The sequence below is a fragment of the Bacillus sp. FSL R9-9530 genome (assembly GCF_038008145.1).
Classification (GTDB): domain Bacteria; phylum Bacillota; class Bacilli; order Bacillales; family Bacillaceae_G; genus Bacillus_A; species Bacillus_A mycoides.
On record NZ_JBBOYO010000001.1, the window covers coordinates 1,339,581 to 1,366,457 of the forward strand.

28 protein-coding genes and 3 pseudogenes are annotated in these 26,877 nt (G+C 31.9%); 17 read left to right on the forward strand and 14 right to left on the reverse strand.

Translation table 11 applies throughout. The features are described 5' to 3' along the window. Nucleotides 1-110: 110 nt before the first annotated feature. On the forward strand, nucleotides 111-1,415 hold the full coding sequence (locus MKX66_RS06695) for an MFS transporter (protein WP_002032410.1): 1,305 nt from the start codon (nucleotides 111-113) through the stop codon (nucleotides 1,413-1,415). A 170-nt stretch (nucleotides 1,416-1,585) separates the two neighbouring features. Here the strand turns inward: MKX66_RS06695 and MKX66_RS06700 are convergent, their stop codons facing one another. Further along, complete coding sequence (locus tag MKX66_RS06700; protein WP_002189755.1) at nucleotides 1,586-2,455, reverse strand: SDR family oxidoreductase; 870 nt, start codon at nucleotides 2,453-2,455, stop codon at nucleotides 1,586-1,588. Between the two features lie 143 nt (nucleotides 2,456-2,598). Between MKX66_RS06700 and MKX66_RS06705 the strand changes: the two genes are divergently transcribed. Beyond that, on the forward strand, nucleotides 2,599-2,982 hold the full coding sequence (locus tag MKX66_RS06705) for a winged helix-turn-helix transcriptional regulator (RefSeq protein WP_002032407.1): 384 nt from the start codon (nucleotides 2,599-2,601) through the stop codon (nucleotides 2,980-2,982). Nucleotides 2,983-3,073: 91 nt separating this feature from the next. On the opposite strand, the gene MKX66_RS06710 is transcribed toward MKX66_RS06705, so the two are convergent. Next, entirely contained in the window at nucleotides 3,074-3,772 is a 699-nt protein-coding gene (locus MKX66_RS06710; RefSeq protein ID WP_341085810.1) for a hypothetical protein, read from the reverse strand. A 506-nt stretch (nucleotides 3,773-4,278) separates the two neighbouring features. Here MKX66_RS06710 and MKX66_RS06715 point away from each other — a divergent pair. Further along, nucleotides 4,279-5,079, forward strand: a complete 801-nt coding sequence (locus MKX66_RS06715; protein WP_341085811.1) for a GNAT family N-acetyltransferase — start codon at nucleotides 4,279-4,281, stop codon at nucleotides 5,077-5,079. A 46-nt stretch (nucleotides 5,080-5,125) separates the two neighbouring features. Beyond that, nucleotides 5,126-6,001 (forward strand): glycerophosphodiester phosphodiesterase, encoded by an 876-nt coding sequence (locus MKX66_RS06720; RefSeq protein WP_113769507.1) that lies wholly within the window; start codon nucleotides 5,126-5,128, stop codon nucleotides 5,999-6,001. A gap of 146 nt (nucleotides 6,002-6,147) precedes the next feature. Here the strand turns inward: MKX66_RS06720 and MKX66_RS06725 are convergent, their stop codons facing one another. Beyond that, nucleotides 6,148-6,615, reverse strand: coding sequence for a DUF2306 domain-containing protein (locus tag MKX66_RS06725; protein WP_098168263.1), 468 nt, complete (start codon nucleotides 6,613-6,615; stop codon nucleotides 6,148-6,150). A gap of 175 nt (nucleotides 6,616-6,790) precedes the next feature. Here MKX66_RS06725 and MKX66_RS06730 point away from each other — a divergent pair, with 175 nt between their 5' ends. Further along, nucleotides 6,791-7,321 carry a DUF4269 domain-containing protein gene (locus MKX66_RS06730; RefSeq protein ID WP_215591265.1) on the forward strand — a complete coding sequence of 177 codons (531 nt, stop codon included), beginning with the start codon at nucleotides 6,791-6,793 and terminating at the stop codon, nucleotides 7,319-7,321. Nucleotides 7,322-7,366: 45 nt separating this feature from the next. On the opposite strand, the gene pdxR is transcribed toward MKX66_RS06730, so the two are convergent. Continuing rightward, nucleotides 7,367-8,800, reverse strand: coding sequence for a MocR-like pyridoxine biosynthesis transcription factor PdxR (pdxR, locus tag MKX66_RS06735; RefSeq protein ID WP_341085813.1), 1,434 nt, complete (start codon nucleotides 8,798-8,800; stop codon nucleotides 7,367-7,369). A gap of 152 nt (nucleotides 8,801-8,952) precedes the next feature. On the opposite strand from pdxR, the gene MKX66_RS06740 reads away from it, so the two are divergent. The 9 genes from MKX66_RS06740 (at nucleotide 8,953) to MKX66_RS06780 (ending at nucleotide 16,465) form a co-directional block, all read left to right on the forward strand. Further along, on the forward strand, nucleotides 8,953-9,864 hold the full coding sequence (locus MKX66_RS06740; RefSeq protein ID WP_061690150.1) for a DMT family transporter: 912 nt from the start codon (nucleotides 8,953-8,955) through the stop codon (nucleotides 9,862-9,864). A 283-nt stretch (nucleotides 9,865-10,147) separates the two neighbouring features. Further along, on the forward strand, nucleotides 10,148-11,071 hold the full coding sequence (locus tag MKX66_RS06745; RefSeq protein WP_002189748.1) for a nucleoside hydrolase: 924 nt from the start codon (nucleotides 10,148-10,150) through the stop codon (nucleotides 11,069-11,071). Between the two features lie 77 nt (nucleotides 11,072-11,148). Beyond that, entirely contained in the window at nucleotides 11,149-11,613 is a 465-nt protein-coding gene (locus tag MKX66_RS06750) for a GNAT family N-acetyltransferase (protein ID WP_341085814.1), read from the forward strand. A 183-nt stretch (nucleotides 11,614-11,796) separates the two neighbouring features. Beyond that, nucleotides 11,797-12,366: a DUF4256 domain-containing protein gene (locus MKX66_RS06755; protein WP_215591263.1), complete on the forward strand. Its 570-nt coding sequence runs from the start codon at nucleotides 11,797-11,799 to the stop codon at nucleotides 12,364-12,366. 372 nt (nucleotides 12,367-12,738) lie between these two features. Continuing rightward, nucleotides 12,739-13,185 carry an NUDIX domain-containing protein gene (locus MKX66_RS06760; RefSeq protein WP_002032390.1) on the forward strand — a complete coding sequence of 149 codons (447 nt, stop codon included), beginning with the start codon at nucleotides 12,739-12,741 and terminating at the stop codon, nucleotides 13,183-13,185. 199 nt (nucleotides 13,186-13,384) lie between these two features. Continuing rightward, nucleotides 13,385-13,660, forward strand: coding sequence for a heterocycloanthracin/sonorensin family bacteriocin (locus tag MKX66_RS06765; RefSeq protein ID WP_002032388.1), 276 nt, complete (start codon nucleotides 13,385-13,387; stop codon nucleotides 13,658-13,660). Nucleotides 13,661-13,773: 113 nt separating this feature from the next. Beyond that, complete coding sequence (locus tag MKX66_RS06770; protein ID WP_341085815.1) at nucleotides 13,774-14,802, forward strand: serine hydrolase domain-containing protein; 1,029 nt, start codon at nucleotides 13,774-13,776, stop codon at nucleotides 14,800-14,802. Between the two features lie 31 nt (nucleotides 14,803-14,833). Further along, nucleotides 14,834-14,977, forward strand: coding sequence for a hypothetical protein (locus MKX66_RS06775; RefSeq protein ID WP_002013225.1), 144 nt, complete (start codon nucleotides 14,834-14,836; stop codon nucleotides 14,975-14,977). Nucleotides 14,978-15,256: 279 nt separating this feature from the next. After that, complete coding sequence (locus MKX66_RS06780; protein WP_002013226.1) at nucleotides 15,257-16,465, forward strand: L-lactate MFS transporter; 1,209 nt, start codon at nucleotides 15,257-15,259, stop codon at nucleotides 16,463-16,465. A 114-nt stretch (nucleotides 16,466-16,579) separates the two neighbouring features. Here MKX66_RS06780 and MKX66_RS06785 read toward each other — a convergent pair. Then, nucleotides 16,580-17,317 (reverse strand): annotated as a pseudogene (locus MKX66_RS06785) (MBL fold metallo-hydrolase); the annotation flags it as partial. 506 nt (nucleotides 17,318-17,823) lie between these two features. Between MKX66_RS06785 and MKX66_RS06790 the strand changes: the two are divergent. Both MKX66_RS06790 and MKX66_RS06795 read left to right on the forward strand, forming a co-directional pair. Continuing rightward, nucleotides 17,824-18,905, forward strand: a pseudogene (locus tag MKX66_RS06790) (hypothetical protein). A gap of 140 nt (nucleotides 18,906-19,045) precedes the next feature. Further along, a complete protein-coding gene (locus MKX66_RS06795; RefSeq protein ID WP_326997887.1) occupies nucleotides 19,046-19,441 on the forward strand; it encodes a RidA family protein in 396 nt (131 codons plus the stop codon). A 741-nt stretch (nucleotides 19,442-20,182) separates the two neighbouring features. Here MKX66_RS06795 and MKX66_RS06800 read toward each other — a convergent pair. The 6 genes and pseudogenes from MKX66_RS06800 to MKX66_RS06825 all read right to left on the reverse strand — a co-directional run bounded on the left by MKX66_RS06800 (nucleotide 20,183) and on the right by MKX66_RS06825 (nucleotide 24,653). Next, a complete protein-coding gene (locus MKX66_RS06800) occupies nucleotides 20,183-20,998 on the reverse strand; it encodes a YwqG family protein (RefSeq protein WP_341085816.1) in 816 nt (271 codons plus the stop codon). Nucleotides 20,999-21,076: 78 nt separating this feature from the next. Continuing rightward, the gene (locus MKX66_RS06805) at nucleotides 21,077-21,346 is read right to left on the reverse strand and encodes a DnaJ family domain-containing protein (RefSeq protein ID WP_341085817.1); all 270 of its coding nucleotides are present in this window, start codon (nucleotides 21,344-21,346) and stop codon (nucleotides 21,077-21,079) included. Between the two features lie 158 nt (nucleotides 21,347-21,504). Further along, a pseudogene (locus MKX66_RS06810) lies at nucleotides 21,505-22,700 on the reverse strand (alpha/beta hydrolase-fold protein). An 83-nt stretch (nucleotides 22,701-22,783) separates the two neighbouring features. Then, complete coding sequence (locus MKX66_RS06815) at nucleotides 22,784-23,149, reverse strand: hypothetical protein (RefSeq protein WP_085311357.1); 366 nt, start codon at nucleotides 23,147-23,149, stop codon at nucleotides 22,784-22,786. Nucleotides 23,150-23,419: 270 nt separating this feature from the next. Continuing rightward, nucleotides 23,420-23,791 carry a YxiJ-like family protein gene (locus MKX66_RS06820; protein WP_341085818.1) on the reverse strand — a complete coding sequence of 124 codons (372 nt, stop codon included), beginning with the start codon at nucleotides 23,789-23,791 and terminating at the stop codon, nucleotides 23,420-23,422. A gap of 10 nt (nucleotides 23,792-23,801) precedes the next feature. Beyond that, the gene (locus MKX66_RS06825; protein ID WP_193653711.1) at nucleotides 23,802-24,653 is read right to left on the reverse strand and encodes a patatin-like phospholipase family protein; all 852 of its coding nucleotides are present in this window, start codon (nucleotides 24,651-24,653) and stop codon (nucleotides 23,802-23,804) included. 179 nt (nucleotides 24,654-24,832) lie between these two features. Between MKX66_RS06825 and MKX66_RS06830 the strand changes: the two genes are divergently transcribed. Continuing rightward, nucleotides 24,833-25,210, forward strand: coding sequence for a PH domain-containing protein (locus tag MKX66_RS06830; RefSeq protein ID WP_002065713.1), 378 nt, complete (start codon nucleotides 24,833-24,835; stop codon nucleotides 25,208-25,210). Between the two features lie 120 nt (nucleotides 25,211-25,330). On the opposite strand, the gene MKX66_RS06835 is transcribed toward MKX66_RS06830, so the two are convergent. From MKX66_RS06835 to MKX66_RS06845, 3 genes are read right to left on the reverse strand one after another with little or no spacing between them, the layout of a single operon-like run. Then, nucleotides 25,331-25,855: a GNAT family N-acetyltransferase gene (locus MKX66_RS06835; RefSeq protein WP_002085328.1), complete on the reverse strand. Its 525-nt coding sequence runs from the start codon at nucleotides 25,853-25,855 to the stop codon at nucleotides 25,331-25,333. Then, on the reverse strand, nucleotides 25,795-26,316 hold the full coding sequence (locus tag MKX66_RS06840; protein WP_002085329.1) for a YfiT family bacillithiol transferase: 522 nt from the start codon (nucleotides 26,314-26,316) through the stop codon (nucleotides 25,795-25,797). The genes MKX66_RS06835 and MKX66_RS06840 overlap by 61 nt, the downstream gene beginning before the upstream one ends. Before the next feature lie 23 nt (nucleotides 26,317-26,339). Continuing rightward, entirely contained in the window at nucleotides 26,340-26,861 is a 522-nt protein-coding gene (locus tag MKX66_RS06845; protein ID WP_002032360.1) for a GNAT family N-acetyltransferase, read from the reverse strand. Between the last annotated feature and the right edge of the window lie 16 nt (nucleotides 26,862-26,877).

A 26,877-nucleotide genomic window follows, 5' to 3' on the forward strand; every position in this document is an offset into this window, starting at 1 on the left:
CATCTTTTTTAATTTTTCTTTTAAAAGTTTTTAATACTAGCATATTGATATTGGGTTGACCCGAGAACTTACACTGTACGTAATACAAAGTTCAGCGGGAGGGAAATGTTATGGGAAGTTTACGATTACATATAGAAAATAAAAAAAGAAACCAAGAACTAAGAAATATTTGTTTATATTCAATTGCAAAAACAGTATCAATATTCGGTAGCTCTATATATAGTTTCGCATTAGGATTATATGTTTTACAAATAACCGGATCTGCGTTAAATTTTGCGATTACGCTCATTTTAGGAACGATTCCAATGATTGTTATGAATCCATTTGCCGGTGTAATTGCTGATAAGGTTGATAAAAAGAAACTGGTTATTTGTATGGATTTACTAAGTGGATGCTTATTAATAACTGTTTATATATTAAGCAGCTATTATGGATTAAACTTATTCATCGTTTATACTACTACCTTTCTTATGACGGTATTTACAACATTTTTTGGAATAGGATTAGAAGCCGCAAAACCAAATATCGTCTCTAAAGAGCGGCTTATGAGTATTAACTCTATAAGTAAAATTATCGATTCTGTATCTTTAATTCTCGGTCCTATGTTAGGTGGCATCGTTTTTGCAGTCTTTGATATTAAAATTTTTATAATTATAAACGGTATTTCATTTATTCTTTCGGGTATATCCATAGTATTTATTCATTTTAAACTGTTCGAGTTCAATATAAATGAGGAATGCCCAAAAAGGAGAATTAATTTTATTAAAGATATAAAAGAGGGGTTTTCATACTTAATTGAAAAGGAAAGCTTAAAGAATACGTTTCGAATTTTAATTTCACTTAATTTCTTCTTAGGGTTTGCTGTAACTGTTCCATTGCCATACATTATTAACACAGTTCTCAATCTTAGTTCTAAGCAATTTGGTATCATTCAAGGGACTTTTCCAGTAGGGATGATAATTGGTGCAATTTTAGTAAAAAAGATAACTAATCGTTTTTCTTACTCTTATCTTTTGAAAAAGCTAAGTTCAATGTTGGCAGTTTTTATGATTATTTCAGGAATTCCAGTTCTATTCAAAAGTTTTGAAGTAAATGATTTTGTATACGTTATTATGTATTGTGTCGTTATGTTCTTTTTAGGGCTAATAATAGCGTTAATTGATATTCCTTTAATTTATTTCATGCAAAAAGAGATTCCTGATGAATATAGGGGGAGGGTACTCAGTATTGGATTAAGTATAGGTAAAATGATGCAGCCAATAGCATTGGCATTATCAGGATTAGTATTAAATTATATCCCTGCTTACACGCTTCCAATTACAGGAGGGATAGTATTTCTTATTTTGAATAAGGCTTACTCAAATAAGTTAAATTTAGAAATTCATTCAAAAGATTATAGTGTTTTGCGTAGCTAAGTGAACTTGTTAAGTAACAAAAAAGATGCTTATTTTGCAATAAAGTCCTTTAAAAAATAATAATGTTGTTTAAAAATCCTTCTTTAACTAAAGTGATAGGTGGTCGAAGTAAAGGCACTTTTTTAAATACAAAATTTATTATTTGATTTCGGCTGTGGAATTTGATTTATCTATTTTGTATTTACTAATAAATGTGTTAATGCTTGCTTTAATGGTGTAGCCTGACGTTCTAATAAGAAATTCAAATGGGTATGTGTTGATTCTAATCCTCCTTCACGAATCCCTTTTTGAATCATTACTAACATTGGAAGGTAGGCTTCAGGTACTCCAGCACCTTTTAACATTCCTTCATAAGAAGAGTCATCTACTTCTAATAAAGGAATTTCTTTTCCTAATACTTCACTTAATGTATCAACAAATTGCTGTTGTTTTAAATTTTCACCAGAAAGTTCATAAATCTTATTTTTGTGACCATCAGCTACCAAAACATTCGCTGCTGCTTCAGCTAAATCCGGACGATATACCCAACCGATTTTCCCTTCTCCTGCAGAAGTCACCCAAGGGGCACCAGCCATACAGCTTTGAATTGTACCAAGTTCATTTTCTACATACCAGTTGTTACGCAGAATCACATAAGGAATACCTGATTCAATAATTGCTACTTCACGTGCTCTATGCATGCCCGCTAGGAAAAAGTCATTTCCTTCTGCTCTTGTAACACTTGGATAAATAATTTGTTTTACACCTGTTGCTTTGGCAGCTTCTACTGCATTTGTATGCTGACGTATAACTGTATCAAAGTCACCAAATGTTGACATGATGAATAAACGATCAACATCTTTGAATGCTGAAAACAAGGTTTCTTGATTTTCAAAATCCGTTACACGTACTTCTAAGCCTTGTTCCTTATAGCTAAGTGCTTTTTCAGACTTGTCATCACGTACCCCAACAATTATTTCTTCAATTGATAATCTGGTAAGTAAATACTCAACAATTTTAGAACCTAAATTTCCATTTGCACCTGTTACTAAAACTTTCATACAATCTCCTCCGTTACATACATCTTTATTTTTGATTTTTGTATACATTACATATACTATTTCTTAAGAAGGATTTATGTAAGTAGGCACAATTTAATAACATAGTCATAAAAATAGTACTTAGCGAAAAAGGAGATTTTATTATGGCACGTTTTAGTTATCAAGATGAATCGGTTTCTGAAGAAACACAGCAAGAAATTTGTCCATTAACAGTTACCCAAAATGCAATTGCAGGAAGATGGAAAATCGTGATTTTGTGGCATTTAAGCAAAAATGAAATTATTAGGTTTAATGAATTATTGAGGATGTTACCTGGTATCTCAAAAGGAATCTTAACTAGACAATTAAGAGAGCTTGAAGAGGACGAGTTAGTACACAGAGAAGTTTATAAAGTTGTTCCACCAAAGGTAGAATATTCTTTAACAGAGCAGGGGAAAAAGTTTATACCTGTATTAGAAGCAATGCAAGTCTGGGGTAAAGATTTACTAAATAAAAAAATAGAGATGTATGAAAAGCATAAGGACTAATAAATTATTAATACCTTCCTATTACCAATAGGAAGGTATTAAGTTCAAATTAAATACTGAAAAATTTATTAATGTAAGTTGTACTGGAAAACTATCGTAATTCAGCCGTCTTTCTAATAACAATCTTATCAATATCATCCTCTTCATCACCAATAAATAACCCTCGTTCTTTTAAGTATGTTTCAAAGTATAAATCTGCTTCTGCACGTTCATCATATGGCTTTACAGATAGAACGAAACCTAATTTATTTTGCTCCTCTAAATGAGAAGTGGAGATGTAAGCCGGTACATTGTGGCGTAAAAAGAGCTCTTTAACCGGAATAATCATATCTTTCATTAATTTCGTTAACATACCCATTTCAAACTCAAAATTAAAGCGATCTATACTAGATAAATCCGCGAATACTACACCAATAAAACCTGTATTAAATACTTCTTGATATTCTACTTCTTCGTTACCGTAAAAATTCTTTTCAATTAAATAATTTATAAAATAAGAAATACCATCACTTTGTTCAAAAGGTTTTGTTGAAAGAACGAAGCCGATTTTCTTTTGTTTATGTAAATACACACATGACATGTATGCAGCGGTATTATGTTCTTTAAATAATGCACTCGTTGCTCCAGATAGACCATCTAGTACGTGATGCACAATTTGAAGTTTTTTACGAGCGAAATAATAGGATTTCTTTTGTAACTCCAATGTATCAATAAAGACAGAGCCGATAAAGCCTGTATTTGAAATAATAGGTGTTTGCTTTTTTCTTCCTCTGCGCTTTGCTTGAGTCATTGTTGAAATCATCCCTTCATGTACAAATAAATTAAAAAGAACATTTGTTCGTATATTTATATTTTACTATTAAAACGCACTAAAGTAAAGGGTTTTTGACGAAAAAACAATAAAAAAGACACCTATAAAAGGTGCCTTAAACGTTGCAGGGAAGAGGTTTCATCCCATTATTTATATTAAGATACAGATACAATCTCTTCTGTATCTTCTACATCTAAATGACAGTCCATAGTACGAACATCTTGATCTTCATGACTTCCGAAATAAATAGTAATTTTCATATGTATCGCTCCTTTATTCTAGGAATACCTAAAATAATTACTAGTAATGTTAATATTTATTATATACCACTTTTTTCATTCCGACAACGTTATATCATTTTTAATTCTTTTAGGGCGCAAAGAGTGATTTATAGAGATATTTTTATAGAAATAGGTACATTTCTTATATGATATATTTAATACTGAAGGATTCGAATACGAATTTTTATGAAAGGAGCAAAATGAATGAATTATAAACAGTTACTAATAGACAATTTTACATATAAAACCTCATATATTGCGCGGCAGGTAAATGGAATGGATGTAAAAGAAACGAAGGATTACATTACTGTCGACTGCGGATTACCTGCAGATACATTTAATATTATCACACTACTAAATAGTAATGTAACGGAAGGAATCGAGAAATTATATAAGGAGGTAGAATGCTATAATCAAAAGAAATTTCCAATGAGTGTTTGGTTTTGGGATGATAAGCAAGAACAGACTATAAAAAGCGAATTAATCAAACTTGGTTTAAAAGAAGCTGAAAAGAATATCGCGATGGTAGCAGAATTAAAAACAATTCATCCAAGAATAAACATGCCAGTAGGTTTTACGATACAAAAAGCATCTTCTTCAGGACAAATCAAAGAGTTTGGAGAAACGTTAGCTAATCTATTTGGTACATCAGAGGAAGGTAAAAATGTACAAGCATACTATAATCAAATTTCTTCTTTAGATTTATGGAATAGCGACGACATGAAACTATACTTAGGTCTTTATAAAGGTGATGTAGTAACTGTTGGTTCTTTAGTATGTACGAAAGATAGTGTCGGTATTTATGATATAGCGACTAAAGAAGAAATGAGAGGAAAAGGTTTTGGCTCTACTATGTTTAATTTCCTGCTGCAAGAAGCAAAACAATTAAAAAATACGTATTGTGTATTACAAGCTTCACCTGATGGAATAAATATTTATAAAAAATCCGGCTTTCAAGTTGTAGGACAAATGACTGTTTTTGAAAATCGGCATTTATTTGAGTAAATCATCCAAGTCAAATTGTTTTAAATATAGGAGTTAACATACCGTTATGAAAAAAACATCTATAATTACAATCATTTGTTTCTTCACAGTAATAAGCTTCTTTGTTTTTCAACAAGTAAATGAACATAATTATATAAAAGCTACTAATCAATCAAATCATATAAAAAACATTGCGCATAGAGGTGCTTCTGCATATGCACCAGAACATACAATAGTGGCTTATACATTAGGACAACAATTAAAAGGTGACTATATAGAAATAGATCTCCAAATGACAAAAGATGGACATTTAATAGCTATGCATGATGAAACATTAAACCGTACAACAAACGGTACTGGTTTTGTAAAAGATCATACATTAGATGAAATAAAACAACTGAATGCAGGTTCTTTTTTCAATAAAAAGCATCCAAATTTAGCAAAGAAAGAATTTGAAGATACTAAAGTTCCAATATTAGAAGAGATTATTGAAACGTTTGGACATAATGCTAATTATTATATCGAAACAAAATCACCAGATGAATATCCTGGAATGGAGGAAAAACTATTAGAAATTATTAATCACTACCAAATAAATGATAAAGTTATTATTCAATCATTTAGTGAAGAAAGTCTGCGAAAGATTCACAGTTTAAATGATAATATACCGTTAGTACAATTATTATCATATAAAAAAGCAGTTCAATTAACAGACTCAGAAATAGAAAAGTATAAAACATACTGCATAGGTCTTGGTATGAATTATAAATATATTGATGCAGCCTACGTAAAAAAAATAAAGAATTATGGATTAGAAGTTCATCCATTTACAGTAAATAATGAAAAAGATATGAAAAAGTTACTTTCTTGGGGCATCGACGGGATGTTTACTAATTATCCGGATCGTTTACATTCAGTATTAGATTTGAAAAGTCATAATTAAAAAGTATTATTCTTAAGGGAGTAATAAACAAAAAAGAATCCAATAAACATATTGGATTCTTTTTTAGTTCTATACGCCAAACTTGATATAATACAATATTGATTATTATTTTTCATAAGTTTTGTCAGAAAGTAATCAAAATGTAATTAATTTTTCCTTTCTTTTTTATATTTTTTTGATACACTGGCTACGAGAGGAATACCGATTATAGTAGGTAAGAACCAAAACCATATTGGTGGAAGTAGATTTAAAATAGGGATATACATACCAATGTTTACTAAAAGTGCGGTAACTGCACCAATATAAGAGCCTAACATACCTCTAATATGGTGTTGCAACCAATTTCTCCATCGTTTTTTTCTTGCGAGATATCCGTAAATCGCAAATGAATAGGAGATAATTGCTACATAAAATAAATATGCGATTTTATCCCAGTTTAAAATAGACAATATAATTGCAGTAAGGGTTATGACAACATAGGACGCATGGTATATTTCGCCCCATTCCGTATGTTTTCCTTTCTTTTTTTGAGCAACCATCGCTACAATACCAGTAATTAAACATATGGTTCCAAATAATATGTGTATGGTCAAAAGAATGTTGAAAATGCTCATAAAAGTTCCTCCTTTTTTATTTTTATAGTATTGCAGTATAGGAGAAAAGTTGAACAATATAGTTAGTTCGCCTTAATATATTGAAATAAAGGTACTCCTAGAACAAAATGGAATGATTAAATTTTTTCTCAAATTTAGTGAGACGATTATTACGTTAAATGAAGGAGAGACTTCTATGTTTACATCTATTACATATTTACAATCTGGGAATGATAAGCAACAAAAAGTTTACGAAATTATTAATAAACTAAACATAATAGAGGATTTAGCTTTATATAGCCCTGTACTTTGCGGGACAATCCCTATTAGAGTTGATACCCTTCATTCTGACTTAGACATTGTAATGGAAGTACATAATTATGCTTTTTTTGAACAGGAAATTAGATCATTGTATGGCTCATACGAAGGATTTGAAATGAAAAAGAAAATCATTAAAAATATCTTAACAATAAAGGTGAATTTTCAATTTGAAGGTTTTGAATTTGAATTATTCGCTCAGCCTAAGCCAGTACGTAACCAAAATGCATATAAACATATGATAGTGGAGCACATGCTATTAATGCAGCACCCACACATTAGAGAAGAAGTAATTGAATTAAAAGAACAAGGGTTAAAAACAGAACCGGCTTTTGCTCAAGTATTAAACATTGACGGTGATCCCTATAAAGAACTTATTTTATTAGGACAGGAAATGAGATTATGGTAAAAAAGGCACACAAAAAATCCTCTTTATAAAAAGAGGATTTTTTTATTATGCCATTAACTTACGAATCAAATTACTTAATATAATAATACCTTGAGTAATTTGTTCAGGGGAAGAATAGCCATAAGATAAACGTATAAACTGATCTGATTCTTCTTCATAAATACGTCCCGGGTTAAAAAGAACTCCCTTTGATTGAGCCTCTGAAAATAGTTTTTTCATCGAAATGTTAGGCACTACCCTTAGCCATATAAAAAATCCACCACTAGGAATATCCCATGTAGTAATGTCAGCGCAGTACGTATTTAGTGCTTGTATCATTATTCGTCTTCGTTTTTTTAGGTGAATCCTTACATTCGCTACGTGATCCTCATAAAACCCTTTACTTAACCATTCTGCAGCAACTCTTTGAGATAAAGAACTTGACCCATAGTCAGTTTGCATTTTTATGTCTGATAATCTCTCAATAACAGGCTCTGGTCCGATAATCCAACCAATCCTAAGTCCTGGGCTAAGTGTTTTAGATAGACTACCGATATATAAAACATGTCCATATTTATCCATCGACTTTAAAGGAGGGGGCGGTAGTTCATCCATCCATAACTCACGGTAAATATCATCTTCAATGATAGGCAATTGTTCTTTTTCGCATATTCTTAGTATTTCTTTTCGTCGATCCTTGGACATTAATACACTCGTCGGATTTTGAAAACAAGGAATCGAATATAAAATATTTTTCTTTTGACTATAATTAATTTTTCTTAACAAATCATTAGGGATAATTCCATGTTGATCCATCTGTATTCCAGAAAGGTGAATATTAGCCGATTGAAATACGTGAAGAGAATATAAGTAAGAAGGTCGTTCAAGTAAAACAGTTGACTCTCTATGTAAAAGACCGATTGATATTAATTGTAATGCCTGTAATGCACCAGAGACTATTAATATAGAGCTTGGTGATGTATTTATTCCAAATGATTTTACATAATTACTTATTGCTTCACGTAAAGGGAGATATCCTTTTTGTTCTTCATATCCGAAATAATCTAGTTCCTCACATACGTTACGCATAATGAATTGCATAGTTTCTAACGGGAAAAGATGAGGTGCAAGTTCTCCTTTACTAAGATGAATCAATTTTTTATTTGCTTCTGCTTCATTTATTTCCCGTACCATTAACTTGCTTGGTTTATGAATACCAGCCTTTACATATTCACTCCAATCGGGCGAGGGATTGGTGGCTAATAATGACCATGTATTATTCGTTACAATTGTTCCTGACCCGATTTTCCCTTGAATTAAGCCATCTGCCATAAGTTCTTCTAGTGCGGTTATTACAGTACTACGATTTACATGAAATAATTTCGCTAACTGCCGCTGGCTAGGAACCTTACTTCCAATCGGCCATTCTCCGTATTCAACTTTTTCTTTCATATAGTCTATTATCTGCCGATATTTAGGCAGTTTTTTATCAGTAGACATATTAAAAACTCCCTCATTCATTTTAAAAATGCAAAGTGGTTGGTTTTTTCGAGGATTAACTGGTTGAAGACATTGTATCAACTATTAAATATGATGAAAAGAAATAATTGGTAATTAGAAAATGGCTGGTTTATTGGAGAGGGAGAGAAAATATGCATAATAAAAAATGGGATTTTCGTATAGTATGTGCTCACGCTTTTACGATTCTTATATGGGGAACAGCTTTTCCAGGAATTCGGATGGGGCTTGAAGCTTACACCCCTGAACACCTTACTTTGCTACGATTATTAATCGCTTCTTTGATTCTTTTTCTGTTTTCACTTATATATAAATTACGTTTACCTGATTTGAAAGATATTCCAGTAATTTTTATATTTGGTGCTCTTGGATTTACAATTTATCATATTGCACTGAACTACGGTGAAAAGAGTGTGAATGCTGGACCTGCTAGTTTAATTGTATCAGTAACACCTATATTAACGGCAATTCTTGCTTCTGTTTTTTTGAATGAAAAAATGAAATTAAATGGTTGGATCGGTGGTGTAATTAGTTTTGTAGGAATTGCTTTTTTATCGTTAAGTCAAGGAGATTCCATTCAATTGAATAGTGGGGGATTACTAATTTTATTGGCGGCAATTTCAGAAAGTCTATTTTTCGTTTTTCAAAGGCCATACTTAAAAAAGTACGGTTTCTTGCCATTTACAATATATACAATTTGGTCTGGTACTGTATTTATGCTTATTTTTTTGCCAGGGATTTATGAAGAAATTGTAGCAGCTCCTATAGAAGTTACTTTGAGTGTTATATATTTAGGTGTGTTCCCGACAGTACTGCCGTATATTGCATTAGCATATATTACATCCCATGCCAGTGCTTCTGAGGCAACAAGTTCTCTATATTTAACACCAGTAACTGCATGTATTATCGCTTGGATATGGTTAGGTGAGGTGCCAACCTTTGTTTCGATAATTGGAGGGGGAATTACTATACTTGGAGTTGTGATTGCTCATTTAACATTTAATAAAGATAATTATAAGCAAATTGAGAGTGAAAAAGTATGGTAAGACATCCCTGCGAGTATTTGCAATTTAAATGCAAAATTTCGGATTAATAACAGGCTTTCCATTCTATAAATATAGTGAAAAAAATCTATATTAAAATCAGCTAGTCCAATATTTGTACGAGATTTAATTAAACTGGTAGATTATTTATCTGCAAAAGAACTAGCATAATGCTAGTTCTTTTTTATCAATACATTACTCACCATTAATATTTGCTTAGAACTGTATAGATCTAAATTATTTCCACATATACATAATTATCTTACCTATGAAAGGAGTGCATTTCTTGGAGAAGGTTTTATTTTTTGGAGACCCAGGTATTGATGATTCGTTTGCAATTATGTATGGCTTACTGCATCCTGAAATTGAAATCGTTGGTATCGTAACTGGATATGGAAATGTTGAACATATACATGCCGCTCATAATGCCGCATATATTTTACAGTTAGCAAACAGACAAGATATTCCTGTAATTAGCGGTGCAACAGGCCCACTTACAAATGAAATTACAACGTATTACCCTGAAATTCATGGACCAGAAGGATTAGGGCCCATCCATGTACCGGAAAGTGTGTTATCTATTCCTATATACAATTTTGGTAGTATTGCTGCGATTCTTGTAAAGTATGGAGAAGATTTAACAATTGTCGATGTAGGAAGATCTACCTCATTAGCGATTGCTTTTAATTTATGGAACGACTTGATGTTAAATATAAAAGGAATTTATTTTATGGGTGGTGTCTTTTTAGAAGCAGGGAATGTTACTCCATTAGCAGAGGCAAACGTGTACGGAGATCCTATAGCAAGTCAAATTGTATTTCAGCAAGCGAAAAATATAACGTTATTCCCTTTAAATGTAACAAATAAAACGGTTTTAACCCCAAGTGTATTTACTTATATTTTAGTTAATACACAAAATCCATTTAAGCCGATTATGAAACCTCTGTACGATTATTATTTATCAGCATACCAAAAACTCAATCCATATATTGAAGGGCCATTATTACACGATGTACTTGCTATAAGCGGTTTAGTGAATCCTACATTTTTAAATTATACATCCCGAAAAGTGACTGTGGATATATGTGGCGAAACGAAGGGACAAACTTTTGCTGATTTTCGTCCACACTCTAAATCTGAAGGGGCGCGTATAGCGTTACAATTAGATGAGGAAAAATTTATTCAGGATTTTATGAAAATCATGTTATAAGTTGATGTCGAAAAAGGGAATCATTTCACTCCGTTGAATATAAAAGATAAATTCTCTTTTTAAAGGAGCTTAAAATAGTGAACGTCCAATTAAAAATTGTTACGAGAGAAAATTGGGAAGACGCATTAAAGTTACAAGTTAAAGAAAACCAAATACACTTTGTTCCGGCAGTGGCAGTATCACTTGCTAAAGTATACATAAAACCAGATGGTGAAAATGTCGAATATATTCCATTCGCTATATATGATGGTGACCTTATAGTTGGTTTTATTATGCATGCTTTTGTGCGAGAGTCAACAGCTATGTATTGGATTAACGGATTTATCATTGATGAAAAAGAGCAAGGAAAAGGATATGGAAAAGCAGCATTACAGGAAATCATTAACTTAATAAAAAATAACTTTAAAGAGTGTGAGGAAATTAGATTAACTGTCCATAAAGATAATATTTCTGCAAAGAAACTATATGAATGTTATGATTTTAAACCATTAGGAAATGTATATGACGGTGAGGAAGTATATCGCTTATTGTTGTTGAAATAAAGATATACTGTTTTGAAACAATAAGTTGTTCCGTTAAAGGGTCATATCGCGGAGAATTGATTGTACTAATTCATATAAATTATCGCAAACTCAATTCACGCAATTATTTAAACATTTTATTATAAAACAGTATTTATATATACTTAAACTATCATTAATAAAAACATCAATGGAGGAACTAATATGAAAGAAAGCAATAAAAAAGAGTTGTCACTAGAGCAACGTGAAGAATTACTACAAACATTGAAAGATCGTTTTGAGAATAATATGAACCGTCATAAAGGTTTAGAATGGGCTAATGTTCAAGAAAGGCTGGATGCTAATACTGAGAAGTTGTGGTCGCTCAACGAAATGGAACGAACTGGTGGCGAACCTGATGTTGTTGATTTTGATAAAGAAAAAGGCGAATATATTTTTTATGATTGTTCAGCAGAAAGTCCTAAAGGTCGTAGAAGTGTTTGTTACGATCTTGAAGCGCTAGAATCAAGAAAGAAACATAAACCAGAAAATAACGCTATTGATATGGCAACTGCCATGGGTATTGAACTATTAACGGAAGAAGAATATCGTACGTTTCAAAATCTTGGGGATTTCGATTTGAAGACATCGAGTTGGGTGCAAACACCTTCTGATATTAGAGAACTTGGCGGTGCCCTTTTTTGCGATTATCGCTTTGGACACGTCTTTGTGTATCACAATGGGGCAGAATCTTACTATGCCGCAAGAGGCTTTCGTGGTTCGTTAAGAGTCTAAAATTTGTACAGGCAGGTAAATTTGAAGTAGAGAATAGATTTGCTTAGGGAATAGTAGTGATTGCATACTTTAGCTACGGATTCGATTTTGAGGCCGCAAAGAATAGGGCTAATCAAACCTTATTGTAAAAGAATGAATCAACTAAAAATATTAAGAGTATGTTTTGATAATTTTCATCATAAACATACTCTTTTTTAGAATCATTTATCAAAATTATTAGTTTTAATTAACGTATAAACGAGAACTTGTAAAAGGTACTCTTGCAATTATCAATGAAATCCACCCATATGAAACACCTATGATTTATATTATCCCGCTTTTAAATGAAAATTTTCGAGCAAGTATAAAGTGAATGATTAGGAGGAATACAAAATGAAAAGTAAATTCCATCATATTGTACGAGCTATCATGATAAAAGATGAAAAACTACTAGTCGCTGAATACATAGGCCATCACTATTTTTTACCCGGTGGCCATGTTGAAATTGGGGAATCAGCAGAGAATGCACTAATAAGAGAGTTACGAGAAGAACTTGGAGTAACTTGCAGTATAAAACAATTTTTAGGCGTCATAGAAAATCAATGGCAAGCCAAAGAAACCCTCCACCATGAAATTAACCACATTTTTGAAATAGATTCAAATGAGTTAAAATCCGATTTCACTCCAATATCTAAAGAGTCCCATTTAGCATTTCACTGGATTGATTTTAATAAAGAAAATATAAATTCCTATACAATAATGCCGACACCTTCAGTAAAAGAATTACTAGAAAGAAAATTAAGTGATGAACTATTAACTTGCTGGATTAGCAACTTTTAATTGTCTCTATTTATATTAATTCCGTCCACTAAAAGAATATAAAGAAAATAGGCTCATAAACAAGGTACATCACCTAGTGTAAAGTCATATTTTGTTGATGTACGCATTTAGTCTATAGCCTTATTTCTACTTTATTTTTAAAAGTAAATAAACTCGAAAATTTGGACGGAATTTACATTTGTAAATGGAGGGTTTCATAATGAATGAGTTTCAACAAGAACTACAAGCGTTAAACCTTAATGCTTATCAACCTGGTAATGTTGTGTATTGGGATCAGCAACAAAATCAATATCCATATTACTACATTCAAGACGATGCACGTCGTTGTGGCGGATGCGGTGGCGGCGGACGTTGTGGCGGTTGTGGTGGTCGCTGTGGTGGTTGTGGTGGCGGACGTTGCGGCGGTTGCGTAGGTTGTGTAGGCTGTGTTGGTTGTTTCAGCTGTTCTAATTGCTGGAACTGGTGGATTATTTAAGTACTATAGATCAATAATATTTCACATGAAAGAAAAGTGCAGATGCAAAGTTATAATGTATTGAAACTTTTCTTTCATGCTGTTATTTTTATATGTTTTAGGGGGATATTTATTTGTACAAATATAAAAAATTAATTTCATGGGTAGAAAACATTAAAGAGACAAATCAAAGTTCTACGGCAGCACTTTGTATTATGAAAGATAATAAGATTGTGCTAGAGCATTATAGTGGAACGCATTCAAATATTCCTACTAGTAAAAAAGTAACTTTATCTTCACAATTCAATGTCGCTTCCGCAAGAAAAAGCTATTTAGGATTAATGGTAGCTTATGCAGTTTATGAGGGGAAAATAAAATCTCTTGATGACGAGGCTGTAAATTATTTTAAAGAATATGATCCTTCATTACTTGGAAAGACAACGATAAGACATTTAGTAACTCATTCACACGGTTTAAATGAAACCGATGATGGGACAGCTTTTCGTGAATTTGAGCCGGGACAAGCTTGGGCGTACAGAGATATTAATGTAAGAATGGTGACGCAGCTTATTTATCACTTGTATAACAAAAGTTTTCCTGAACTATTAAAGGAGCGTGTATTCATACCTGCTGACTTCAAGGAAACTGGATGGAGAATAAAACAAGATGATAATTTAGTTAAGGTTGTTGTAAATCCAGATGAAGATGCAATAAGTAGTGTTGGTGCAGTAGATGACGGCTCCGAGAAAAATCTTTTTGTCTCTGCGAGAGAATTTGCATTTTGGGGTAACCTGCATTTAAATAAAGGGTTTTTAAATGGTAAACAAATTGTGCCAAAAGAAGTTATAGCACTTGCTACGAGCTTACAAAGTCCAGAGTATACAAATAAAGAACTACCTCAAAACGGGTTGTTTTGGTTCGTTCAAAATGAACCTGCTTTATTTAGCGAACTTGGTGAGCGAGTTCCTAAAGGTTCCTATCAAATATTAGGAATTACAGGACCAACGATATTAGTCATTCCAGAATATAATGTCGTCGTTGCTAAAATGTACAATAAAAGATACAACTATGGTGGGGATAATTATTTATATTATTTACGTGAATTTAGCAATTTAGTCGCTGATACATTTAGTAGCAGTAAAAATACTATGGTTAGGGTATAACTACTCCTATAATAAAAAGGAGTGAACTTTAATGAAAAATGAAGTGAATAAAAATAAAAAGCAAAATATAAAGGATGTAAACACAGAACAAAACGCGATTTATAGCGATCCGAAAGATGCAGCTAATATGCAAACTGTACCGCAGCCGAAAGACTTTGAGGAAATTGAATATTAATTTTCTCTCCGACTTATTTATGAAAGAAAAATACGTCTTAAGTCTCATCACTTTCAGCAAATTATTTGATAACATATATACATAAGCATTCGAAAATGTCTTATCTTAACAAAGCTTTCTTTAAATGCTGTATATAACCTACAAAAAGGCACTTCTTGATGAAGTGTCTTTTTTGTGTAAGCTAACTCAATTTCCATTTTCCGTACAGTATCTTGCAATTTATCATGGATATACTAACTGTGAAAATTCATGTCATGATAAAAGAAGGGGACAGTTAGCATGAAACAAACATCTATAAATCCATTGCTAATTGTTCTAGGTACAATCATTGTTCAAATTGGCCTAGGAACAATTTACACATGGAGTTTATTTAATCAACCCCTTGTAAGTAAGTTTGGATGGAACCTCAATTCAGTCGCGATCACGTTCTCAATTACGAGTTTTTCTTTATCATTCTCAACTCTATTTGCAGGAAAGCTACAACAAAAATTTGGGCTTCGTAAACTTATCGCTACTGCAGGAATTGTTTTAGGACTCGGTTTAATACTTAGTTCACAAGTTTCCTCATTACCATTACTTTATTTATTAGCCGGTGTTGTCGTTGGATACGCTGATGGAACAGCATATATTACATCACTATCTAATTTAATTAAATGGTTTCCAAACCGTAAAGGACTTATTTCTGGTATATCTGTTTCGGCATATGGAATGGGAAGCTTAATCTTTAGATATATAAACGGAAATCTTATCAACAGTCTTGGAGTATCACAAGCATTTTTATATTGGGGTATTATCGTCTTACTATTAGTGTTGATAGGATCATTCTTCTTACGTGAAGCAATTGTAAGTAACACTGCAACTGAAACATTACACAATGATTATACGCCGCGTGAAATGATGAAAACGAAACAAGTATATCTCTTATTTTTCATGTTATTCACATCATGTATGGGCGGACTGTATTTAATCGGTATGGTAAAAGACATCGGGGTGCAGCTCGTTGGTCTTAGTGCAGCGACTGCCGCAAATGCCGTCGCAATGATCGCAATCTTTAATACAATAGGTAGAATTATTCTTGGAACGTTATCAGATAAAATAGGTCGATTAAAAATCGTCTCGGCTACATTTATTATTATTGGATTATCCGTCTTCACTTTAAGTTTTATTCCACTAAATTACGGGATTTATTTTGCTTGTGTAGCAAGTGTCGCCTTTTGCTTTGGTGGTAATATCACCATATTCCCAGCCATTGTGGGAGACTTCTTCGGATTAAAAAACCATAGTACAAACTACGGGATTGTTTACCAAGGTTTCGGATTTGGTGCACTTGCAGGATCATTCATTGGAGCACTACTTGGCGGATTTCAACCAACCTTCATTACAATCGGTGTTCTATGTGTTATATCTTTCGTTATCTCTATAGTAATCCGCCCTCCAAATGCAGAAAAGAAGAAGGAAATAAAACAGTTAAATCGAAAAATAGCTTAATGCTAAGAAAGAGTCCTTATGCTAGGGCTCTTTTTCATTACAGCATAATGTATAAACAATGGATGCCATTCAAATAATCTAATTTTGTCCCTGTACTTACTACATAACTAACATTAAAGAAGATAGGGAATTCCGACTCGTATCGTATTGCCCGCATTCCATTAAAGTAAGATCGAATGGACCATATTTATTACCAATCTCCTTAAAGTGCGGAGCATAGCCACTATCACCGCTAAAGAAAACTTTCGTTTCTTGACCAAGAATAAGCCATGAACACCATAAAGAACGATCTTTATCAGTCATACTTCGTCCAGAGAAATGCCTTGCAGGAGCGCAAACTAACTTAATATTATCAAACGTAATTTCATCCCACCAATTATGTTCACTAATTTTATTAGGTGAAACACCCCATTTAATAAGATAACGTGCAACTCCAATCGGGACATAAAAATGCTTCGCACGATCTTTTAACCGCATAATACTTTTGTAATTTAAATGATCATAGTGATTATGAGAAATGATAATCGCATCAATTTCCTTGAAATCTTCACGTTCTAAAGAAAAAGCACCACTATAACGTTTACTATTAAAAACAGGGAACGGGGAAGAGGCGTCGCCAAACATAGGATCTAATAACAGCTTTTTACCTTCTATTTTCAAAAGAGAAGCAGAGTGCCCAAACCATGTCACACTCTCTAAAGATTCATTATTTTTATTCGATAAAACAATAGGTAAATTCTTTACAGGACGTAGCTTTGTTTTCATTTTAAAGTAATCAGTCATTAAACCGATAATATCTTTCGGATTAAAACTTACATCAGTCGGAATTTGATTCATATATTTCTTTTTCATTAGTTCTCCTTTTTACGTTTAACAATATACGTATGTTGTTATTGTAGCTAATTGTAGTTTAAACGAAATCATTTTACCTTTCATCTTAAATGCAGTACATTTCATAAATTCTTCAAATTTATTATTTATATATATAAAACAGAATTCATTTAGCAGCAGCTAAAACTAATATTATGTATTTGTAAATTTTTTTGCTTAAGTAAATTCTTTCTCATAAACAACAAAGAACGTACGTTTCGTTGTATGTTATAGAAGCAGATAGGTAACTAATTATCCACAGGAAGGAGAGTCTATAAATGCTAGAAGAAAGAAAAAAGAAGTCTAAATGCAAACTATTAAATAGCAATAACTAAATATAGAATTCTAGATAACCTTAGTATAGGTATTAACATAGCTATACTAAGGTTTTTTATTTGAAATCATTAAAGGATACTTATTTTTATTTATAGAACATAGTAAATACATAGATTTTACAATTAACTTATTTAAAAAGGAGGGATGTAATGATGCTTGCTAATAATACTCCAGAGAAAATACTACAAAAAGCTTATGAGACTAAAATGATTTCATCTGGAGATAATTCGCCATCTATAAAAATAAGTGGAACAAATCTTCAATATTTACTTGTGATGCTGCATCTTGGTATAGGATCCAATGCTATAAAAACGAAGCTAAATTGGACTAACGAGGAATTCGAAAAACAAATGCATACATTAGAACTAGAAGGTTTATTGAAAAAGACAGGAGGGAGTTACTATCCAACGTGTATGGTTATAACAGCTAATGAAGGAGAAAAACTGTATAGCCTCTGTGAGCCTCTAATTAAAACTGCACTTAAAATTATTGAAAAATATTCCGATCAAATTGATGCTATGTCTAAAAGAATCGAGACATTTAATCATTTACCTAAAGAATCGTACAGTCTTTTACTATATAGTGGTGTGTTATTAGATTTTGGACAAATAATTAACATTGAAGAAAACTATTTAGAAATAGAACGGCCTTTGAGAAACAATAAAAGATATTATTATGCGATTCTAGAACAAGAACAAACAGACAAAGAGTCCTTTGGAATGTATGGTAATACGTATTTGGATTTAGGGGAATATCAAATTGGTCTTTATGGAAACACTCGATATACAACTTTGAATTTAATAACTGCGAATAAAGAAACGTTTGAAGAGTATTTTCACGATGCTATTACTGATATTAATTATACAAAAAACAATTAGTTAAAAATTTTGTAGCGGCAGATAGACAATTAGACTTAAATTTAAATTTATTATACGAAAAATTAGGCTTGTATAAAAATTCACAACCTGTTATCCCAGTGTTTACAGCCCTAGATTTATCTATACTTAACGAAATCGCGAACACGATCAGTGCAGATTTGATTTTATTATGTAAAGAAAATGAGAAACCTTTAAAAGAATACTTTGCAAGCAGCAGATACTCAAAAGAAATAACTTACGAAGAATTTTTTATTTGGTGGTATCACTTTTTCTATACAAAAATAACTGAAGAATTAATACAAAAAGGCGTAATTATAACAAGCGCTCAAAAAAATCAAACGTACATAATCTATTAAAAACTTTAAATTAAAGTGACTAATATCCTTTTGCATATGTAGCAGCTGAATGATGTATAGACAATAATTAGTAAATAGAGGATAATCCGAAATTAAAACCTAATATAAAGAAAATAAGATATCAAAAGGAGAGAAGAGCCATGCAAAAGAAATTTATCAATCCAGAAACAATGCCAGTAACTTTTGGATACTCACATGTAGTTGAAGTTAGTAACGCTAAACGAACAATTTACATATCTGGACAAGTAGCGATCAATACTGATGGTCAAATAGTTGGCATTGATGATTTAGCTACACAAACGCGACAAGTATTCGAAAATATTAAAAGCGCATTAGAAACTTTGGAATTAAAATTTAATGATGTAGTAAAATTAACATTTTTCTTAACAGATATTTCTCAAATGGCCATTGTTAGAGATGTTCGAGATCAATACATTGATACTAAGAATCCACCAGCAAGTTCAGCTGTAGAAGTTAGAAAGTTAATTAACGATAACTTATTAATTGAAATCGAAGCAATTGCTGTAGCAAACTAATTTAAAAACTTATCATCAATTAAATTAACATCGAAGCAATTTGTTTAAAGTTAACGATTAAACAAATTGCTTTTTTGTTTTAACTAAAATTTGTTTGCGGCATTATTTATGAAAATAAACAACAAAAATATATTAGAACAATTTATCTAAGCTATTAAGTTGTATCAATTCATATAACACACAACCAATCATGAACAAACAAAGAAAAGGGAAGTGTAACAACCGAGACCAATGTGTAATAAGTTTATTACTTTTTTCTAGTTAACATAATATATATTATACGAAGTTGTATAGAGTAAGTGTTTATCTGTATCAAAAACCAAGTAAACTATACTTAATGAGACGGAATAGGTATTTTTAATGAGATTCACATAAAATCTTATCTAAATGAATTTCTACAGTTTTTATCGTTTATTTTGCTATAAATTAATCACAGCAAATCTTAATCGATTAATTATCGTTTAACGAGTCAAAAATAATTTTGATTAGCACGGAATTTTTTTATGCGAAATAAATTTTTCTATACAAATGATAAATTTCATTTTATGTTTTGCTTTATAGATTTATTGCTAATTACATATGTTTTATTATTTTATATTTTTGTTGTTATTTCTTTTATTTACGCTTGACTTTCATTGTATTCTTCATTCTAGTTAACATAACGTTTATTTTTAACGTAAAAAAATCCTCCTCACCTTCAGGAAGATTTCTTTTGCTAGCTAGTAATCCATTTATCTATTTTTAGTAACAATCCCAATTGTAAATAACATTGGAAAAATCTAGATTTAATAAATCATCTTTCTTTATAAAGAAATTAGCAACACCAGAATCTCCCCACATAATATTTAATGAATCATCTGTATCGATTTGCAGCAATAATATATCATGTTGCTGGTATTTTTCTTCCCATTCCCTTGGATCTGTCTGTGTGAAAAATGGATAACCACCAATTTTATGCCCTTGATCTTTACATAAATCATCATACAGTTCGCCTAATTCTGTATTATTTTCTTCATCAACAATTTCTTCCCAATCAATTTCCTCACTAAACATCTTTTCAAATCGATAATCCCTTGATGTTACGGGTTGATAACCCAATTCAAACTGTAATTTCGCTGCTTCAGGTATGATAAAGTCCTCTAATTCTGAAGTGTTTAAATAACTAAAATCAGTAATAACCTTATTTAAATCTTCTATAATTGTAGAATGATAAATAATTCGAAAGTCTTTTTGGATTGTTGGATGATCAAAATCTGCTCCGTAAAGCTCATCTTCAGCACTTACGAAAAACTGCAGCATACCCTTTTGAGGCATATATTCAACATGCGGCATTTCTTCAAAGTTTAGCTGCGCAAGTAACATCATAGGTTGTCCATTTGAATCTTTAGGATGCTCTTGATCTATAGGTACATACGGATAGCCACCAAACTTACTTTCAAAAAGAGTTGTTTCTGCTTGCGTTCCAGACACTTTAATATACGGTTGCACACTTTCTTCTAAAATACTACGATACTGCTCTAGTTCTTTCGGAATTTGAAGTTGATACGTATTCTTCATTACATTTGCCTCCCCTTAATAATGAATTGAAAATGCCTTACTTAATTATATAGCAAAAGATAACTTCATTGAAAATCGTTAAATATCCGTTTTCACCCTCGTTTTTTGCGCACTTGGTGGACAAAGTAAATTATGTTCTAAAACCTTTTTATTAATAGTTCGAATTAAATCCGCTGCTTCTGCAGTATTTGTAGTTTCTTTTAGCCTTTCTTTTAAATCATCAATTTCCTTTGAAAGCTCAATCCACCTAGGTAAAACATGATTATTTTTTAAAGTTCTATACAGTTGTTTTTCAGGATTATACGAAAGATCTTTATCTAGATTTAGAGGTTTCCCTTTACCTGGCAAATTATCAAAAGACCCTTTCTTTTCTGCTTCTTTAACGATAGAGCTAATATGATCCTCATACGTGAACGACCAAACTTTTTCATCTTTAACTAAAATTTCTTGTTTTTAAGTTTTTTATCTAGCTCATCTTGATTCATAAATTCTCTCTCCTTTTTATTTTATAGTGTGGTTTTTGTATGTTTTAATGCTTTCAACCCATCAAATAACTTTTCTCGCCACCAAACACCGTCATGACCGCCTTGAAACTCTTCATAAGTAATTTGGTATCCTTTTTCTTTTAAAGCTTTATACAGGCGTCTATTAGCCGTTAAAAGAGGTTTGTTTTCAAGTTCTCCTGCTGCTATGTAAAAATGAGGTTGACTCGTATTAGAATCTATAGATGAAATTTGATTTTCAATCCAAGGAATTTGATTTTCATAACCATCCTTTTTCCAATGCACGGATCCAGACATTGACAACACGTTTCCGAAAACATGTGGATTTTGAAGCGCTGCATAAAAAGCTGCTAAGCCACCAAGACTGAAACCAGCAATTGTTGTATGATTCTTTTCTTGATATACGTGATACCTAGCTTGAATCCATGGAAGTAGTTCCTCCGTTAAAAATGTATTCATTTTATCGTTATAAGTTAGCTCTTCTAGTCGATCAACGGGTTCTATTGCAACAGCAATACAAGATGGGATTTCTTTTTCGTATATTAAATAATTGAGTGTTCTTGCGATTGAAAGGTTATTAATGAATGAATTCCCATCAAACACAATGAGAAGTTCTTGAAGATGTGAAGTGTGAGAATAGTCATGAGGCGTATAAATATAAATTTTACGTGTGTCATTTAAAATCGTACTATGAAAAGAATATGTTTCAATTTTTCCAGATGGATAATGATCTGAAGGAAAACGACTGCTATACTGTACTTCCATTCCTATGTTTAACACAGACGCTTTATTGGCATCTTCTCCAAATGTATTTTTATTAAATCGGTCTAGTTGGTAATTTTCACTGCGCTTTATCCAATCATTTTCGGAAAAATCGTTTACTGAAAAATAGTACGTTGAAATAAAACTCTCATCCGTCCTAAACGTTACATACCAAATATCTGTCTGTAACAACCGTTGTAGTTGATTTACAGACAGATCCCAACCAGGAAAACTACCGAATACATAGACGTTTTCAGTTTTTTGATCCCCTAACCATATATACGTTATAAGCTTATACTGATTTTCTACAGGACATTGTTCTATTAGTGGCGTATTATTTGACTTTATTTCATGCAAAAAAGTATAAATTGCTTTCTCGTTTCCTTTTTTAATTGATTATTAAGCTCCTCTAACTTAGGACTAATTATTGAAGTCACCCATCTGCCTCCCTTGTATTTCTTTCTTTTCATTAGATTGCTTTTATAAAATTTAAGATTAGTATGTTATGTATTTAGATGAGTTATTTATTAGAAGGTTTATCAATTGCCTGAATAGAAAGTTCCAACGCTTTTATTCTTCTTTCTAAAAGTGTTCTTTGAGGACTACCAGCCTTAGACTTATCATAGGCTCTCTCAATTGATGGGAGCAAACCAGCAAGGACATTACGTGCTTCTGCTAACTCTTCTTGGCTATACCGATGACTTTCTTGATTCCACACGTTCTCTAACACTGCTAGCCCTATACAAACGGCTTTAAGCCTTTTTTTCACTAAGGTAGTATTTGCTCCCTTTTGAGTCATCTGTGAAAAAGCATTTTCAAGTTTACGAATTGTCGATTGTAAAGATTTTATTGATTCCAATTTATCTATATTTGACACGTTTTCCATGTTACTATTGTTCCTCCTGGCTTAACTTATTTAATACTGGATATAATAAGTACTTGATTTCACTCGAAATATTTTATCATAAATAACTAACTATATTCGAATTGGATAATGGATTAAAGGAAAACGGTATCTAAACGCCTCTCCCTCCTTTACATCATTCTATATGTACTTCTTTCTTCGTATTAGAATCCCTATATAAACAAGGTATTAAAATTGTATTTTTTATGAACAAAAAAACGCACAAGCAGCATAACTTGTACGTTTTTATTTTTATTCAGTAATATAATACAGTAATAGTTTCCGGGCCTTCTCATAATTCATGAAATCTCTATACAAAATGGGATACTTCACAATTTCTGTTTCTATAAAACGATATTGCGGAAACCATTCAAAAAACGATTTCTTTAGCCACTTTATTTGATCAAACACAATCTCCTTTTCGTTGTTATTAAGTATGTAACTTAAAGTACCTGCTGTATGCATCCAATAATAATTTAAATCAGCATTTATACAGTCATCATCTGTAAATTTACTTTTTAAGTCTCGTTGCAATTTTCCTGTAGCACGATACGGAAACGGTTTATGCAGCGGACTATGCATTTTCTGCAATTCATTAAAAATAACCTTTTTACCTAATAGCAATTCCCCCCCTTTATTTCCTTACCCAATTTAATAATTTTTCATAATGATGTTGAGCATCTGTATAGCCAAGATTATATAGGTTAACAAGTTTCTCTTTATTTCTTTCTATTCCGCTTATAGGAAGCTGTACGCTAGGCTGAATGATATAAAAATTGTCTTTTTGTTCTATTTGATTCATATAAGTTATCGTCTCATTATAAAAACGATAATGTTCTACTAAAGATTGTGCGATATTCGGATATTTTCTATATAACATTTTAGCTAGCCCAGAAAATTTATTCCGCTGCTTCTCGTATCCATCCTGCTTTGTCATAATAACAACATTCTTTTGGTAACCATCATTTTGCGCTTTTAATACTGGAATAGGATCTATAATCCCTCCATCTAACAATTTTCGATTATCATATTCTACAGCAGGTGCTATAAACGGCACAGAGCTTGATGCACGAATAATTTTTAAAATATCATTTCCATGTTCTGTTTTATTATAATAAACTGCCTGTCCTGATTCACAATCAGTCGTTCCGATTACAAACTGTTCATTTGAATTTAGGAATGTTTGAAAATCAAACGGTACAATTTTGTTTGGTACTTCATCAAATAAAAAATCCATTCCAAATAATTCACGTTTGCTAATTAAGTTTCGATAAGATATATACCTGTGATCTCCTACTAGCTCTGTATTCACTTTCTTATTTCTTCCTTTTTGACGTGATAAATAGGTCGCTCCCATACATGCTCCAGCGGATACACCGACTACATACGGAAAGAATAAGTCCCTTTCCATAAAATATTCGAGTACTCCTGCAGTATATAATCCTTTCATTCCGCCGCCTTCTAATACTAAACCGATATTCTTCATGCTCAGTCCCTCTGCTTCTGTTTTCTTAATTACATGTTAGCATAAGATTTTAGGATGAGGTTATATAAATTAGTTGCAATAATAACAAAAAACTATTGAAGCAATGTCATAATCTATTAGTCATTCGCATGGTACAATATAAGAAACTCATTCCACATATTATAAAGGAGGAATTTCATATGGGTTTATTTAGTGGTATTTTAGGAAATGCATCAAGTGCGAGTACAGAAAGCGTTGAACGTGATTTAGAAAAGATTATGCTAGATGATGAAAAAGTTGAGCATGCTTATAAATTAATTCGTGATTTAATCGTATTTACAAATCGTCGTCTTATTTTAGTTGATAAACAAGGGATATCAGGTAAAAAAACAGAGTATCATTCTATTCCTTATAAAAGTATTACACAATTTAGCATTGAAACAGCTGGGCATTTTGATTTAGATGCAGAGCTTAAAATTTGGGTATCTAGTATGGATGATCCAATTACGAAAGAATTTAAAGGTGACGATAGTATTTTAAGCATTCAAAAAGCGTTAGTAACATATACGACGAAATAACGCCTTTCCGTATATTTATTCATTATCGAAATTACTAACCCGAGTATTTTGGAAGAATATGCGTTATTTTTGTATATTTAATCCAAAAAACATAAAAAGGTAAAGCGTATTTCAAATGCTTTACCTTTCTTTTTTGTAATAAATAAGTGTAGTTTTATCATTTAATTTCTTTATTACTTCTGTTCTTTTATATCCCATTTTTTCGTATAGAAAACAATTTCTTTCTTCTTCTAAAATCGTAGCAAGTTCAAAACTCCGTGCTTCTGGAAACATCTCTTCAATTAAAATAAGTACCTTCTTAGCGATTCCTTTCCCTTGATAGATTGGATGAATGAACATTGGACTGATCCAAAATTTATAAGGTCTTTCTTTTTGGGATATACATATCGCTCCAACAAGGTTCGAATCTATTATCATCTTATAAAAGTTGTTGCTCGGATTATTTATTCTTAAAATAGTTTTTTCAATAGATTCATTTGCTGGATTTGTTTCATAGTCTTTATATTTATTTAATAAAGGACTAAATGAGTCTATTTGCATTTGAAATAAAACTGCTGCATCAATTTCTGTCGCCTTCTCTAATGTTACCAATTTAAACGCTCTCTTAAAGAAGTAATATGAGCTGTATGATGACGACCGTGCCATGCATATAGTCCAATTGCAGCAGCAAGTTTTGTTTCTCCTGATTCAGGATGATTAAATGTCTTTTCTAAATCTGCCGGTTCTAAAGAATATAATAAGTTAACCCATCTTTTATGTAATGAATCTAGCATTACAAGTGAAACATCTACTGGTAATTTCGAGTCAGGTAGCTCTGCCCATTTTTCTTCTTTGTACGGTTTAATAGTTGGATTCTTTTCTGTCATTGCTAATTTAAAGCGTATGTAGCTATTCATATGACTATCAACAACATGATGAACAACTTGGCGAACAGTCCATCCACCGACGCGATACGGTGTATCTAACTGCTTCTGATCTAAATCTTTTATCGCTCTTGCTAGTTCATTAGGTAAATCCTCTATTTCTTGAATCCATTTATCAATTATTTCTTCTGTAATAGTTCCTACGTAAGTAAATTGACCTATTGGATAACGTAAATCCTTCATGTACATGTCCCTCCCTATTATTTTTAACCCTTAGTAGTCCTCCAAATATAATGTACGAAATTTACGTTTTCCCCGTTTAAATCTACAGTAGTTGTCTCCGCTTCCTTTTCACGAGAAAATCCGTTCTTTTCTAATACAATTTGTGAAGCTATGTTATTTGTTGTTGTCATAGCACGTATTTCATTAATTTCATAGACTCTCGCTTGAGCCAAAATCAATTTTACAGATGCTGCTGCAACTCCTTTTTTTGTAAAACCCTCTCCAACTCGGTAGCCTAACGACCCAATTCGTTTTTCCTTATCTACATCAACTAAATTGATACGTCCTACAATTTCTTTTTCTGTATTACGTATGAGATGAAAATAAGAAATCCCCTCAGTTTGTTCTTTTAATAGTTCGGCAAGTTGCTTTTGAAAGTATTCATACACGTAATAATTAGAGCCACGACTTGGTACCATTGTTTCAAAAAATGATTTGTTCGTGAGTTCAAAATTAAATAAATCTTCAGCGTCTTGATTCTTTAATTGTTCTATGTATATTTCCATCCCGTTTACCCCTTCT